The following is a 13,086-nucleotide window of genomic DNA, read 5'->3' as shown; positions in this document are numbered from 1 at the left end:
AATAATTTTGGTAATTCAAACATATGAAATGAAAAAAGCCGCGGCATAATGCACACGGCTTCAACAACCAGAATAGGTTACAGAGCTTGTTCTAGCTCAGGTAATACGTCAAATAAGTCGGCGACTAGGCCATAGTCAGCAACTTGGAAAATCGGTGCTTCTGGATCTTTGTTGATGGCTACAATGACTTTAGAGTCTTTCATACCAGCAAGATGCTGAATAGCACCGCTAATGCCCACCGCAATGTACAGATCTGGCGCGACAATCTTACCTGTCTGACCGACTTGCATATCATTTGGTACAAAGCCAGCATCCACTGCAGCACGAGATGCACCAATTGCTGCACCTAGCTTGTCAGCAACACCGTTTAATAGTGCAAAGTTATCGCCGTTTTGCATACCGCGACCACCTGAGATAATCACAGGTGCAGCAGTTAATTCTGGGCGCTCTGATTCAGTTTGCTCAGCACCAACAAAACTGCTTAGGCTGTTCGCTGCGCCATTTGATAGTGACTCTACTGACACAGGGCCCTGCTCGCCCGCAGCATCAAATGCGCTTGCACGAACAGTGATAACTTTTTGTGACTCAAGCGATTTAACCGTCGCAATGGCGTTACCCGCATAAATTGGGCGCTTAAAGGTGTCTGCATCTACTACGTCGACAATTTCAGAAATTTGTGATTTATCCAGTAGTGCCGCAACACGAGGTAAAATGTTTTTACCCGTTGTAGAAGCACTCGCTAAGATATGGCTGTAACCACCAGCCAACTCAACCACTAAATCAGCAGTGTTCTCAGCCAATTGGTGCTCAAAATTCGCATCGTCTACTAATTTCACTGACGTGACGCCAGCAATACCAGCAACAGAGTCTGCCGCAGCAGCCACATTGCTACCCGCGACTAATACATCAACATCACCACCAATTTTAACAGCCGCAGTGATCACTTTTGCGGTTTCTGGCTTCAATACGCCATTTTCATGTTCTGCAATAACTAATACGCTCATGAGATCACCTTTGCTTCTGTCTTAAGTTTTGTTACTAGCTCTTCAACGCTCTCTACAATGACACCTGCTTCACGCTTAGCAGGCTCATCGACTCTAACAAGCTCAACACGAGGTGTTAAATCTACACCTAATGAGTCTGCTGCAATAACATCTAGCGGCTTACGCTTAGCTTTCATGATGTTAGGCAGTGTTGCATAACGTGGTTCGTTTAAGCGAAGATCCGTGGTTACAATCGCAGGTAACGCTAGTGAGACAGTTTGTAGACCACCGTCTACTTCACGAGTTACCACAGCGTTTGAGCCTTCAATAACAAGCTTAGATGCAAACGTACCTTGACCACGTTTAGTCAATGCACCTAGCATTTGTCCAGTTTGGTTGTTATCAGCATCAATTGACTGCTTACCAAGAATGACCAATTCAGGGTTTTCTTGTTCTACTAATTTAGCCAGTAATTTAGCAACATGAAGAGATTCTAATGTTGCATCTGTTTCGATGTGGATTGCCTTGTCAGCACCAAGTGCCAGCGCAGTACGAAGTTGTTCTTGGCAAGCTTTATCACCGATAGATACGGCAATTACTTCAGTTGCACTACCTGCTTCTTTTAATCTAATCGCTTCTTCTACTGCGATTTCGCAAAACGGGTTCATGGCCATCTTTACATTTGTAAGATCAACATCGCTGTTATCTGCCTTGACTCTCGCTTTGACGTTGTAGTCAATCACGCGTTTGATTGGTACAAGTACTTTCATGGTTACTCCATCATCTGGTTATTTGTATAGCTGACGCGTACGTCAATGAAACAATTTGATGAAACCAGCCTACTTCCTGTTGACGTAAACGTCAACCTAAAATAACCTTAGCTTAACGTAAAAAGAACTTAACTCGAGTTTAAGTTAATCTACCGTCAATGTATACGAGGTAAAAATGGTCGAACGTGAAACCATGGAATTTGATGTCGTCATAGTGGGGGCGGGCCCTGCGGGTCTATCATGCGCTATTCGACTTGCTCAACAAGCACAGCAAAAAGAACAAGAACTCATGATCTGTGTGGTAGAAAAAGGCTCTGAAGTGGGTGCGCATATTTTGTCCGGTGCGGTATTCGAAACCAAAGCACTCGATGAACTCATCCCTGATTGGGCACAAAAAGGGGCACCAGTTACTACCAAAGTCACTGAAGACGAAATCTACCTATTCAAAGATGAGCAAAACGCGACAAACTTGCCGCACATGGTGGTGCCAAAAACATTTAAAAACGACGGTAACTACATCGTTTCTATGGGTAATGTCTGTCGTTGGTTAGCGGAACAGGCTGAAGAGCTCGGCGTAGAGATCTTCCCAGGATTTAGTGCCCACTCTTTAATCATCGAAGACAAAGAAGTAAAAGGCATTGTCACAGGTGACATGGGCTTAGATAGAGATGGCCAACCAAAAGACACTTATATGCCAGGTATGGAGCTTAGAGCCAAGTACACAGTATTTGCAGAAGGTTGCCGAGGACATCTTGGTAAACAGCTAATCAAAGAGTTTGAGCTAGATAAAGATGCGACACCTCAGCACTACGGTATTGGCTTTAAAGAAATTTGGCAAATAGACCCTGAAAAACACAAAGAAGGGACTGTCGTGCATGGTACAGGCTGGCCTCTTGATAACGAGACACATGGTGGCTCGTTTATGTATCATGCCGAAAATAACCAAGTTGTGGTGGGTCTTATTATCGACCTGAACTACAAAAATCCATATCTTAGCCCCTTTGATGAATTTCAACGCATGAAACACCACCCTGTTTTTAAGCAAACACTTGAAGGCGGCGAGCGTATTTCATACGGTGCTAGAGCCATTGCCAAAGGTGGCTTACATGCTTTACCAAAAATGCACTTCCCAGGTGGTTTATTGATCGGTTGTGATGCGGGGACTTTGAACTTTGCAAAGATCAAGGGTAATCACACTGCAATGAAATCAGGGATCATTGGCGCAGACACCATTATCGAAGCACTCTCACAAGAAGATGCGAAAGCAGATTTACACAGCTTCGATGATAAGTTTAAAGCCAGCTGGCTACACGAAGAGTTATATCAGTCTCGTAATTTTGGCCCTGCCATGCACAAGTTAGGCCGCTACTTAGGCGGTGCTTACAACATGATTGACCAAAACTTTTTCTCCGGCGCTTTACCGTTCACCATCAAAGACATCAGCAAGGATTATGAGTCATTAAGACTTGCAAAAGATGCAACAGAAATCACTTATCCAAAACCAGATGGCAAACTCAGCTTTGACAAACTCTCTTCGGTGTTTTTATCTAATACCAACCATGAAGAAGTGCAACCATGCCACCTGCAGTTAACAGATAGCACGATCCCTATTTCAGTGAACCTTGAGCAGTACGCTGAGCCTGCACAGCGCTATTGCCCTGCCGGTGTTTACGAAGTAAATGAAAATGAAGAAGGTGAGAAACAGTTTGTTATCAATGCACAAAACTGCATTCACTGTAAGACCTGCGATATCAAAGATCCCAGTCAAAACATTACTTGGGTAACCCCTGAAGGCGCAGGCGGTCCCAACTACCCGAATATGTAAAACCAACCAATTATTTACATATCCTAAATTGCAAGGGGCGAAATGCCCCTTTTTTTCTATACTTACCTCAGACTCAAAAAATGATGAGGTAGACATGGCCAACCAATCAGAAGTGATTTTCAGATTTTTAGCTGAACCAACCGATGTCAACTTTGGTGGGAAAGTACACGGTGGTGTTGTTATGAAGTGGATAGATCAAGCTGGTTATGCCTGTGCTGCTGGCTGGAGCGGTGCTTACTGCGTAACCGTATCCGTGGCAGGCGTCCGCTTTCACAGGCCTATTTTAGTTGGTCAAATTGTTGAGGTGTCTGCAAAAATTGCGCATACCGGCAAAACCAGTATGCAAATTTTTATTCAGGTTCGTTGCGGCGATCCGCAAAAGCAACACATGGTCGAAACCAACCACTGCATCATTAGCTTTATCGCGATGGATCAAGCAGGTTACCCTATCCCAGTTTCAAAGTTTGTTGCTCAAACACCAGAGCAAAAAGCACTAGAGCAATATGCCATCAAAATGAAAGACATTGCGATTCAAACAGAATCCTTACTGCAAGCTACATTCGACCAAGATGAATAGTCAAAATGAGCAATGGCAATTGCTCATTTATTTAGAGGTTAGCTAACTAACTGACGTTGTAACGACTTAAGCTCGCTCAGTGAACGTACGATATAGAGTTGTTTGTCACTGGCGATGTTTTTTAAGTTCTGTTCAAACTCATCATTCCAAAACTGTCGTGATAGTTTTAAATAATGATATGACTGACGTGTGCCCTGTATAATCGAACACCCTTGTGGCCACCCTTCTGGGGTTTTAATTAAGCCCTTAATTGCGCGTTTTGTCACAAGCCAATAGCTCAACCAATAGGGTAAGTCGATATAAATAAGAGTATCAGCGTGAGCTAGGCGCTGCTTGAAAGAACTCAGCGGACCCAGCCCCTCTAAAATCCAGCTAGATTGCTGTAAAATTTTGTCGTGGTTGTCATCAAACTGCGTTCGTGAGACTTGGCTGCCATCTTGATTAAACACCATGATATCTAACTGATGCAGAGGTAAGTCTACCTGTTTTGCTAAATATTTACTAAAGGTCGATTTGCCACTGCCTGGCTTGCCAAATACGGCGACTTTTTTCATTTATTTTCCTTAATAATTTGTCTCCCAATACCGCATAAAAAAACCCGCCGTATTGGGCGGGTTTGATAAAATCTTTGCACATCAAATCCCACCATTCCTATGGAATGATGATAATAATGTGTCGAATATTCTGATTAATTATTTTGTGCATTTTATCAGCATATCTGTACCTGTATTTTTTGTCAAAACTGTTTTTTATCTACAGGTACTTTTCCATCAAAATTAGAGGTTTTCCTTGATGCAGCGAAGTATTAAACTGTTTGTAACCCAATTTATTATAGATATGTAATCCGCGTTGGTTTGACTCAAACACGTCCAGCCAGATCCTTTGAGTATCAAACTGCGCCATGCAGTACTGTTCCATTTGTACAATCGCTTGCTGTCCAATTCCACGAAATTTGCTATCGACAACAATTCGTCTAAATTCAACTTCTCTGTTGGCTTGTCGCGCTAAGATGATAAATCCGGATAAAGCATTATGCGATAATATCGATAAGTAAATGACATCCTGCTTGTGCATTTCAGTTTGATGTTGCGCTTTTGTATAAGGGATAATGAATTTTGAGGTATCACTGCGTCGCTCCATCTCGATGAAGGCATCAATATGTTCGGCGATAGAGGGGATGAGTTTAAGCATTTTTTTGCTACTGAATTTTTATTCGTATGTAAATTAAGAGAGCATTACAGCTTAAAGAGGAACCTAAGCCCCTCTTAACCATTTCATCAGCACTATTTGCGTACTGCAATCGCTTCAATTTCGATGTTTACATCTTTTGGCAAGCGTGCAACCTCAACACACGAACGCGCTGGGTAGTTAGCAACTTGATGCTCATCGAAGAAATTACCGTACACCTCGTTAACTGTACCAAAGTCATTTAGATCTTTAACGAATACAGTAAGCTTTACAATATCTGCAACACTCAAGCCCGAAGACTCAACCACTGCTTTGACATTCTCAAGTGATTGTCTTGCTTGATCAGCAATGGCTTCAGGTACTTCACCTGTCGCTGGGTTTACTGGTATCTGACCAGAAGTCATCACCATGTTTCCTAAGTCAACCCCTTGAACATATGGGCCAATTGCCGCAGGCGCAGATTCTGTATGCAAAACTTTAGTCATTTTAATTTCCATTTCAGGTTAGTGGATAAACTGCGCTTATAGTCTCCGCCTTTTGGATTTTTTTCAAGTGCTTGAGGAAGGTTTGTGGGCTAGTTATAACCAATTAAATCGCTTTGCTATGCCAGCTTAAGTACCAGATCCGTGAGTAGTTCAGGTGTAAATGGCTTTGATATATAACCGTTTACACCTAACTCTTTCATCTCAAGTATTTTTTCTGGCGTGGTATCACCAGTGAGCATGATCACTTTCGTATGACGACAGGCCGGATTTTTCTTCATCCTTTTGATGAGCTCCAAGCCATTAATTTTTGGCATATTCCAGTCAGTTACAATTAAATCGTAACACTTAGCCGACATGGCTTTGAGTGCCTCTTCACCATTGGATGCCTGTGTTAGTTCTTTAAATCCTCGTTCTTGCAGGCTTTCACTGATAAGCTCTCTCATAAAGTAGGTATCATCTACGATCAAAATCTTCATGGCCTTCCTTACTGTTGTCATTTTGTGCATACCACAAATTGATGCTAGTAACAGCTCGCAATAATTGCAAAGCAAGACACCCTATTTAACTGTGTTTGAACGCATTTTGTTCAACCTGCTTTATCAAGCTCCAATTAAGTGTCGTGATGTGAGCCCTGCTAAACTAGCCAATTTGAAATCTGCTTGTGCAAATTGCACACAGTTAAATTGAGCGCTTGAAGGCACTGCTAATGTGCGCATATTTGCAGCCTTTGCGGCAAGCAACCCTGTGACAGAATCCTCCACTGCTAAGCATTTCTCTGGAGTAACGTTGAGCTTTGCCGCAGCACTCAAGTAGACATCTGGGCTGGGCTTACCTGACAGCTCGTCCTCTGATGAGCAGCAAACGGAAAAATAATGTGCAATATTGAGGACATTTAACACCTCAGGAATTAGCCTCTCTGGCGCATTAGTCGCAAGACCAATCTTAATCTGCTTTTCACTTAAATAAGCCAAAGCCTCATGCACACCAGATAATGCCTTACCTTTTTGTAAAATAAGTTCCGCTACACAAGAGACGACGTTATCAGCGGCTTGTGAAATAGAAGGTCCATTCCATGGAGATTGCTGATACCAAAACTCAGCAGCTCCAATGGTTGTCATTGACGCAGTATTGGCTGCCAAATCATCTGTCACATCCACACCTAAACTTGTAAATACCAGCTTCTCAGCTTCTTGCCACATGGGCTCGGAATCAATTAAGGTGCCATCCATGTCAAAAATTACCGCTTCTATCATAGCTTCTCCAATGCAAAAACCACTTCAAATTCTTCACATACAATAGGCATATCAGGCTTAGGCACAAATGCAGTCCCCGCTAATTCCCGATGATAATATGCCCAGTGTACACGCTGCCAATAAGCAAGTGACTTATCGCCCTCTCCTTCTATTTGCGCATAAGCTTCACTGATCTGATTGAATGGGGTAACAGACACTTTGGTTGTTTTTATAATGCATTGAGCTTCACCTTGGTAGTTTGTCACTACATTTAAATCTCCTACTTGTGGCAATGCTTCATCATTTGCTTCATACCACCATAAAGACGGTGACGTGGCCTTTTTCTCTCCTGAAAGTACCAAAGCGAGGCATGTATTTGCATCCATTTCGTTATCGCAAAAGTGCCAACTTTCGAGTTTCCGCTCTGGTAAGCCTTGATCATCAAAATAATGTTTACATATTTGAGCAACTGAAGGGTCTTGAGAATTATCAGCCAAACCATACTCCTGTTGGCAAATTAATGGATATGCACCAATAATAAAGACAGTCAAAGCGAGAATAAACAGCAAAAATCGCTTTTTGCTGTTACAAATTGATTATGCAAACTTATTTGCTAATGAGCGTGTTTCAACAAACGCCGTCTCCAGTGAGTTTTGATGGCGTAAATCCGCAAACTCTTGATACTCAGAGGCAATCTCAAATACTTGCTCACAGCCTAAGTACTTGGACAAGGTTTTAATATGCGGTGCTAAATGATTCATCGTCTCTCTTACTCCCCCTTTTTCGAAGCCAAACTCTCCACATGACGTAATTAGGACCAAGCTTTTCCCACTCAAGACCGGCTCTAGTGGAAAGTCACCTCGATTTAAGTCAAAGCTAAATGTTTCGTGGATCCGGACTATCTGATCAAACCATGCTTTTAATTGTGCGGGCATACCATAGTTATACATAGGGGTAGAAATAACGATGATATCGGCCACTTTCACTTCTTGAATTAATTGATCTGATATTGCCAGCTTCTGACGCTGTTGTTCACTGCGGCTCTGTTGTGGCGTAAATACGGCACCTAACCAATCCTGATCAGTAAAAGGTGGAGGGTTCATTCCCACGTCGCGGTGCTGATATGCTTTTATGGATGAGTTTTCTTTTAAGTTTTCGATAAAGCTGTGGGCTAAGCGTTTAGAGATTGAGTCATGGTTTGGGTTGTCGTTGACACGCTTTCTGATACTTGAGTCTATATGAAGTATTGAGTACATCGAGTTATATACCTATTGTTGCTGTTCTATGACTGCAATTTTGCTGTTTTTGCCATATCACGACAAATGAAAAGAACCCAGTTATAAATAAGTTTTACTCATGTATAATAAAAATAACTTTCGTTTTAGGAATAACCGATGACCAACGTTTCAATGCAAGCACTTAAGGTCTTTGACGCTGCAGCGCGCCACAATAGCTTTAAACTCGCAGCCGACGAGCTAAATCTCACGGCAACCAATGTGTCTCATCATATTAAAAACCTTGAAACGCGCTTGGGCATCGAACTATTCATTAGAAAAACACGAGAAGTCACGCTGACTAAAGCTGGGGCAGATTTGGCAAAAGCCACCAGTTCTGGATTTAGTACCATAGAGCGAGCGCTTCATCAGCTCGTAGAGCAAAGTAAATGCGTGGTGGTGCACACCACCTCGTCCTTTGCGGCCCAAATGCTGATCCCTGCCTTAAGAGGTTTTGCGAAATTAAACCCTGATATTGATGTATCGGTGATCACCGGCGAACATCTGGTTCATGATAATCAAGCTATTACCATTCGGTTTGGTGATATTAGCCACATTGAAACGCACCAAATTCTCTCAATTGAGCAATTTAACTTATATCTCAATCCAAACCTTGACGGCATAAATCCAAGTACTGTTTTTATGCCAAAGTGGAAAAATCAATCTCTTCCCGAAGCCCCCTGGTCAGCGTGGTTAAGTCAAAACCAGATGAATGATAAACAGCATGAACTTATCACTTATGACCAAGAACTCTATTGCATTCAAGAAGCCATTGCTGGCGCTGGTTGTGTTTTTGCCTCACACAGCTTAGTTAACATGCTTGAGCAAAACGGTGTATTAACTTGTTCAGCTCACCAACCTGTTTCCTCAAGCTTAGGATATTATTTGTCCTCGCAAGAAGTACGCTACAGCCAACAACAGCAAATCTTTGTTGACTGGCTTAAAAAGCAATTTATCTAAACATGTATTTATTTCTATGGTAGTAACTTCAAACAGGCAGATCTGTAAAACGCTTTATCATGCAAAATACAACCGAACTCAGCGCGTACTATCATGCCTTCAAAAAAAGTCAGTAGCATCTCGGCATGTTTTTGTGCATTAACTTGATTTTCACCCAGAGCACGAATAAACAAGGACAACAGCCATGCTTTATGATCGACGGCAATTTCACTTGGTTTTTGCTTTGTGCATTTAAATTCTGATTGGGCATGCATAAACATACACCCCTTAAACTGCGGCGAACCAAACCAATCAAAATGCCAATCGAGAATGGCTGAGATTTTATCCTTCGGACAGTCATGAGCACTGACAACCTCATCTAGCATTTGCTCAAAGCGCACATGCCGCCTATGCAACACGGCCTCCACTAAACCAAGCTTATCGCCAAAGCGGCGATACAAGGTGGTTTTGGACACTTTGGCTTCATCTCTTATTAGGTCAACACCAACCACGTTAAACCCATGCTGGTTAAATAAGTCTTCTGCCACATCCAAAATATGCTGCTGTATATCCATGTTTTTTTTTGCCAAAAAATTACTTGTCTGAAAGTGTACAAATCTGTACTCTTTTTAGCAAGCGGTGTACAGGTTTGTACACTTTTAAAATTGCAGCGCTAATATAAGGAGATAAAATGAGTAGATTAACTGATATCACAAAAGGTTTTATGGGTGGTTTTTTGGGAGTTTGGGGATTAGGTATGCTCTCTTCGTTGGTGCATCACCCGATCTTAATGGCCCCATATGGCGCCACATGTGTATTACTCTTTGCGGTTCCTCACTCCCCGTTATCAAGGCCAAAAAATGTCATCGGCGGGCATTGCCTTTCAGCTACCATCGGCTTGATCATGTTATTTTTACTTGGCTCAAGCCTTTTATCCATGGCTATTGGTGTTGGGTTAGCAATTGCCCTAATGCAGCTGTTCAAGGTGGTTCATCCGCCAGCAGGCGCTACCCCACTTGTCATCATCATGGCTGGCAATACACACATCGACTTTTTATTGTTTCCGGTTTTGAGCGGCTGCTTATTCTTGGTTGCACTGGCCAGCCTTTTGAATTTAACGTACGTCAAATGGCAAAAGACGACATGCTCAACAGAAACCATCATTAAATAAAATTTTCTTTAAACACTGGATAATATGTATCAATAAACACACAATAAAACTTCGATAAAATCCAAGCGCTTTTTTAACGCTTCATCGCTTAAATCGACTAACACGCTAACAACAGGAATTTTTATGTTTGAGTCTTTTAATCCAACACCACGTATATTAATGGGTCCAGGCCCCTCTAATGTATCTCCGAGAGTTTTAGGCGCCCTATCTAGGCCAACTATTGGTCATTTAGACCCGCAATTCATCGGCTTAATGGACGAGATAAAACAGCTCCTGCAATATGCATTTAACACACGAAATGCCTTTACTATTGCCCTATCTGCGCCGGGTTCTGCGGGAATGGAAGCCTGTATAGTGAATCTCATCGAGCCCGGTGATAAAGTCATTGTGTGTATTAATGGTGTATTCGGTGGTCGTTTAAAAGAAAACATAGAACGCGTAGGTGCCAAAGCCATTGTTGTCGAAGATAAATGGGGTCACCCAGTCTCAATTGACAAAGTGAGTGACGCCTTCAAAGCGACCCCTGATGCAAAAGCTTTGGCGTTTGTGCACGCAGAAACCTCAACAGGTGCCCGCAGTGATGCAAAAAGCTTATGCCAAATTGCACAGCAATATAACGCACTAAGCATCGTGGATGCTGTTACTTCTCTTGGCGGCAGCGAGCTTAGAGTTGATGAATGGGGTATTGACGCCATCTATTCAGGTTCTCAAAAGTGTTTATCATGCGTACCGGGGATCTCGCCTGTCAGCTTCAGTGAAAAAGCCGTTGAAGTACTTAAATCTCGTCAAAGCAAGGTACAAAGCTGGTTTTTAGATCAATCCTTGGTAATGGATTATTGGTCTGGAGAAGGTAAACGCAGTTACCATCACACGGCTCCGATTAACTCATTGTATGCGCTACATGAATCCTTACTTATGCTCAAGCAAGAAGGACTAGAAAACGCATGGCTACGCCACCAAAGGTTGCATGAGAAACTTCGTCATGGCCTTGAAAAGCTCGGCATTGAGTTTTTGGTTGATGAAACACACCGTCTGCCTCAGCTCAATTCTGTATTAGTGCCTGATGGGGTTGATGATGCGCACGTCAGATCAACTTTATTAAGTAAATACAATCTAGAAATCGGCGCAGGGCTTGGCCAACTTGCAGGAAAAACATGGCGCATAGGTCTGATGGGCAGCACAGCCAATGAGCAAAACGTGGCCTTATTACTTGCAGCCTTAGAAGATACCATCAAGTAAAAATATCTTGCAGGGACAGCCACTGTCCCTGCACTTTAGCTAGTTACTTCCGCGCATACAACACGCCCAAAAAGTGTAGACCAATCAGCCACCACAGAGTGTCAATGAGCATTAAATGAATGTCTAGCATTTTGGCATAAAAGCGTCCGTCACTACTAATCGCATCAGAAAGTTGCACACCAAATAATTGAATAACCACTTCGGCGTTTATCGCCATACCCAACCCAGTGATCACCAACCCAGATAAGATTAAATAAAAACATGCATGTACGCTTTTTACTAATCCCAAATGGAATGAATTGCGCATGGGTTGACGAGGAAGCCTGCTTGCGAACAACTTTTCCCAGCCAAGTCGTGCCAAAATTAAACCAAATACGCCCAGCGCCATTAATGCATGCGTTTCAATCGCATCTTGACGGTGCAGCGCCTGACCTTTTATACGGTAATCGATATTGTGAATTTGCGTGCCCATATTCATTAAAATAAATAGGATCAAAAAAGCGGCAAACCAGTGAAGGGAACGGTCGATAAGATAGTGCTTATTCTTCATAAAATAATCCTTTATTTCTTAGACAAGACCCTATTTATATTAGCGGCAAGAAATAAAGTTTCAATATTTTCTGAAAGAACAAAAGAGGGCTCGTTATGAGCCACTCTGGACGATTGCTAATCGTTACGGATTGACGCTACAGTCTGTGAGTTTTATCCAAGCTTCTGGATTTTGATCAGGTGACTCTTGAGTCCACCAGCTCGCCTTGTAAATTGCTTGTTTGAATGTAACTTGGTTATCTCTCACATAGGTGTTGCCAGCTTCAAATTCAGGCGCTCTGCATAGCGGTGACAGTGCGCCAAAAAAACCTGTAATTGTATCAAGTTTTAAATTTGATGCTGTCCCATAATCAACCCCTTCGGCTATGGTGACAGCACCATCAAATGCTGAAATATGCCAGTTAAATCTTATATTTGTACTTTCAACACTGCCATGTATTTCAACATTTGACACCAAAGTGGCATCAAAAGGCCAGAGTCCGAAGTCACGCATTTGCCCCTGAAAACCACCAATCCAACTGCTGACGCTTTGTGCATTGTTAACCAAAAACCCTGCCGTAGTCGGATCTTGGTAACGAAAGCCGGGGTTAGTTGCACGTTCTAACTTACTCACTCGTTCACTTTCTTCATAGGTATTCCAGGTACTCATATAAGTCAGTACATTCTGTTTAACCTGCTCTACTTGTGCTGTTGTTAATGGCTCAGCGCTCACATTAAAACTTAAAAAGCTCGAACCTAATAAAACTAAACCTGCTTGAATAGATTTCATGATGACTCCTAGTCGTTGTATTTATCACCTTTTTAGTTTTAAAGCGCCGCAAGCAAAATTATTCCATCTTGATAAAAGAGGAAAT

The 13,086-nt window shown here is 42.4% G+C and carries 17 protein-coding genes; 5 read left to right on the top strand and 12 right to left on the bottom strand.

What is annotated here, in order from left to right; genetic code table 11:
* Positions 1 to 77 precede the first annotated feature (77 nt).
* Both AC2CZC_RS15280 and AC2CZC_RS15275 read right to left on the bottom strand, forming a co-directional pair.
* Entirely contained in the window at positions 78 to 1,004 is a 927-nt protein-coding gene (locus tag AC2CZC_RS15280; protein ID WP_211036979.1) for an electron transfer flavoprotein subunit alpha/FixB family protein, read from the bottom strand.
* Complete coding sequence (locus tag AC2CZC_RS15275; protein ID WP_039609730.1) at positions 1,001 to 1,753, bottom strand: electron transfer flavoprotein subunit beta/FixA family protein; 753 nt, start codon at positions 1,751 to 1,753, stop codon at positions 1,001 to 1,003. Before AC2CZC_RS15275 ends, AC2CZC_RS15280 begins: the two co-directional genes overlap by 4 nt.
* A gap of 175 nt (positions 1,754 to 1,928) precedes the next feature.
* Here AC2CZC_RS15275 and AC2CZC_RS15270 point away from each other — a divergent pair, with 175 nt between their 5' ends.
* Together AC2CZC_RS15270 and AC2CZC_RS15265 are read left to right on the top strand one after the other, a co-directional pair.
* Complete coding sequence (locus tag AC2CZC_RS15270; RefSeq protein ID WP_484582447.1) at positions 1,929 to 3,578, top strand: electron transfer flavoprotein-ubiquinone oxidoreductase; 1,650 nt, start codon at positions 1,929 to 1,931, stop codon at positions 3,576 to 3,578.
* A 94-nt stretch (positions 3,579 to 3,672) separates the two neighbouring features.
* A complete protein-coding gene (locus AC2CZC_RS15265) occupies positions 3,673 to 4,155 on the top strand; it encodes an acyl-CoA thioesterase (protein ID WP_046357112.1) in 483 nt (160 codons plus the stop codon).
* Positions 4,156 to 4,193: 38 nt separating this feature from the next.
* Here the strand turns inward: AC2CZC_RS15265 and AC2CZC_RS15260 are convergent, their stop codons facing one another.
* The 7 genes from AC2CZC_RS15260 to AC2CZC_RS15230 form a co-directional block, all read right to left on the bottom strand.
* Positions 4,194 to 4,709: a P-loop NTPase family protein gene (locus AC2CZC_RS15260; RefSeq protein ID WP_063364064.1), complete on the bottom strand. Its 516-nt coding sequence runs from the start codon at positions 4,707 to 4,709 to the stop codon at positions 4,194 to 4,196.
* 199 nt (positions 4,710 to 4,908) lie between these two features.
* On the bottom strand, positions 4,909 to 5,346 hold the full coding sequence (locus tag AC2CZC_RS15255) for a GNAT family N-acetyltransferase (RefSeq protein ID WP_063364065.1): 438 nt from the start codon (positions 5,344 to 5,346) through the stop codon (positions 4,909 to 4,911).
* 92 nt (positions 5,347 to 5,438) lie between these two features.
* A complete protein-coding gene (locus AC2CZC_RS15250) occupies positions 5,439 to 5,828 on the bottom strand; it encodes a Rid family detoxifying hydrolase (RefSeq protein WP_039609725.1) in 390 nt (129 codons plus the stop codon).
* 116 nt (positions 5,829 to 5,944) lie between these two features.
* Complete coding sequence (locus AC2CZC_RS15245; protein ID WP_063364066.1) at positions 5,945 to 6,304, bottom strand: response regulator; 360 nt, start codon at positions 6,302 to 6,304, stop codon at positions 5,945 to 5,947.
* A gap of 123 nt (positions 6,305 to 6,427) precedes the next feature.
* Positions 6,428 to 7,081, bottom strand: a complete 654-nt coding sequence (gene hxpB, locus AC2CZC_RS15240) for a hexitol phosphatase HxpB (protein ID WP_484582446.1) — start codon at positions 7,079 to 7,081, stop codon at positions 6,428 to 6,430.
* Positions 7,078 to 7,557 carry an ASCH domain-containing protein gene (locus AC2CZC_RS15235; RefSeq protein WP_484582445.1) on the bottom strand — a complete coding sequence of 160 codons (480 nt, stop codon included), beginning with the start codon at positions 7,555 to 7,557 and terminating at the stop codon, positions 7,078 to 7,080. Before AC2CZC_RS15235 ends, hxpB begins: the two co-directional genes overlap by 4 nt.
* A gap of 99 nt (positions 7,558 to 7,656) precedes the next feature.
* Entirely contained in the window at positions 7,657 to 8,316 is a 660-nt protein-coding gene (locus AC2CZC_RS15230; RefSeq protein ID WP_484582444.1) for an FMN-dependent NADH-azoreductase, read from the bottom strand.
* A 138-nt stretch (positions 8,317 to 8,454) separates the two neighbouring features.
* Here AC2CZC_RS15230 and AC2CZC_RS15225 point away from each other — a divergent pair, with 138 nt between their 5' ends.
* Positions 8,455 to 9,294: a LysR family transcriptional regulator gene (locus AC2CZC_RS15225; protein ID WP_484582443.1), complete on the top strand. Its 840-nt coding sequence runs from the start codon at positions 8,455 to 8,457 to the stop codon at positions 9,292 to 9,294.
* 14 nt (positions 9,295 to 9,308) lie between these two features.
* Here AC2CZC_RS15225 and AC2CZC_RS15220 read toward each other — a convergent pair whose 3' ends face one another.
* A complete protein-coding gene (locus AC2CZC_RS15220) occupies positions 9,309 to 9,863 on the bottom strand; it encodes a TetR/AcrR family transcriptional regulator (protein WP_211036986.1) in 555 nt (184 codons plus the stop codon).
* A 101-nt stretch (positions 9,864 to 9,964) separates the two neighbouring features.
* On the opposite strand from AC2CZC_RS15220, the gene AC2CZC_RS15215 reads away from it, so the two are divergent.
* Together AC2CZC_RS15215 and AC2CZC_RS15210 are read left to right on the top strand one after the other, a co-directional pair.
* A complete protein-coding gene (locus tag AC2CZC_RS15215) occupies positions 9,965 to 10,444 on the top strand; it encodes an HPP family protein (RefSeq protein ID WP_211036987.1) in 480 nt (159 codons plus the stop codon).
* A 123-nt stretch (positions 10,445 to 10,567) separates the two neighbouring features.
* Positions 10,568 to 11,683, top strand: coding sequence for a pyridoxal-phosphate-dependent aminotransferase family protein (locus AC2CZC_RS15210; protein ID WP_484582442.1), 1,116 nt, complete (start codon positions 10,568 to 10,570; stop codon positions 11,681 to 11,683).
* A 43-nt stretch (positions 11,684 to 11,726) separates the two neighbouring features.
* Here AC2CZC_RS15210 and AC2CZC_RS15205 read toward each other — a convergent pair whose 3' ends face one another.
* Both AC2CZC_RS15205 and AC2CZC_RS15200 read right to left on the bottom strand, forming a co-directional pair.
* On the bottom strand, positions 11,727 to 12,233 hold the full coding sequence (locus tag AC2CZC_RS15205) for a cytochrome b/b6 domain-containing protein (RefSeq protein ID WP_484582441.1): 507 nt from the start codon (positions 12,231 to 12,233) through the stop codon (positions 11,727 to 11,729).
* A 123-nt stretch (positions 12,234 to 12,356) separates the two neighbouring features.
* Positions 12,357 to 13,001 (bottom strand): hypothetical protein, encoded by a 645-nt coding sequence (locus AC2CZC_RS15200; RefSeq protein WP_484582440.1) that lies wholly within the window; start codon positions 12,999 to 13,001, stop codon positions 12,357 to 12,359.
* Positions 13,002 to 13,086 lie beyond the last annotated feature (85 nt).

Source organism: Pseudoalteromonas sp. MMG033 (assembly GCF_057197785.1).
The sequence above is the reverse complement of the archived record's forward strand: the minus strand, read 5'-3'. Positions and strand labels throughout refer to the sequence as shown.

Bases quoted from the DNA above. Each gene is read 5' to 3' on its own strand.
- AC2CZC_RS15215 (WP_211036987.1), top strand. From the start codon at position 9,965: ATGAGTAGATTAACTGATATCACAAAAGGTTTTATGGGTGGTTTTTTG.
- AC2CZC_RS15230 (WP_484582444.1), bottom strand. From the start codon at position 8,316: ATGTACTCAATACTTCATATAGACTCAAGTATCAGAAAGCGTGTCAAC.
- AC2CZC_RS15250 (WP_039609725.1), bottom strand. From the start codon at position 5,828: ATGACTAAAGTTTTGCATACAGAATCTGCGCCTGCGGCAATTGGCCCA.
- AC2CZC_RS15270 (WP_484582447.1), top strand. From the start codon at position 1,929: ATGGTCGAACGTGAAACCATGGAATTTGATGTCGTCATAGTGGGGGCG.
- AC2CZC_RS15280 (WP_211036979.1), bottom strand. From the start codon at position 1,004: ATGAGCGTATTAGTTATTGCAGAACATGAAAATGGCGTATTGAAGCCA.
- AC2CZC_RS15210 (WP_484582442.1), top strand. From the start codon at position 10,568: ATGTTTGAGTCTTTTAATCCAACACCACGTATATTAATGGGTCCAGGC.
- AC2CZC_RS15205 (WP_484582441.1), bottom strand. From the start codon at position 12,233: ATGAAGAATAAGCACTATCTTATCGACCGTTCCCTTCACTGGTTTGCC.
- AC2CZC_RS15200 (WP_484582440.1), bottom strand. From the start codon at position 13,001: ATGAAATCTATTCAAGCAGGTTTAGTTTTATTAGGTTCGAGCTTTTTA.
- AC2CZC_RS15225 (WP_484582443.1), top strand. From the start codon at position 8,455: ATGACCAACGTTTCAATGCAAGCACTTAAGGTCTTTGACGCTGCAGCG.
- AC2CZC_RS15260 (WP_063364064.1), bottom strand. From the start codon at position 4,709: ATGAAAAAAGTCGCCGTATTTGGCAAGCCAGGCAGTGGCAAATCGACC.
- hxpB (WP_484582446.1), bottom strand. From the start codon at position 7,081: ATGATAGAAGCGGTAATTTTTGACATGGATGGCACCTTAATTGATTCC.
- AC2CZC_RS15255 (WP_063364065.1), bottom strand. From the start codon at position 5,346: ATGCTTAAACTCATCCCCTCTATCGCCGAACATATTGATGCCTTCATC.
- AC2CZC_RS15265 (WP_046357112.1), top strand. From the start codon at position 3,673: ATGGCCAACCAATCAGAAGTGATTTTCAGATTTTTAGCTGAACCAACC.
- AC2CZC_RS15275 (WP_039609730.1), bottom strand. From the start codon at position 1,753: ATGAAAGTACTTGTACCAATCAAACGCGTGATTGACTACAACGTCAAA.
- AC2CZC_RS15245 (WP_063364066.1), bottom strand. From the start codon at position 6,304: ATGAAGATTTTGATCGTAGATGATACCTACTTTATGAGAGAGCTTATC.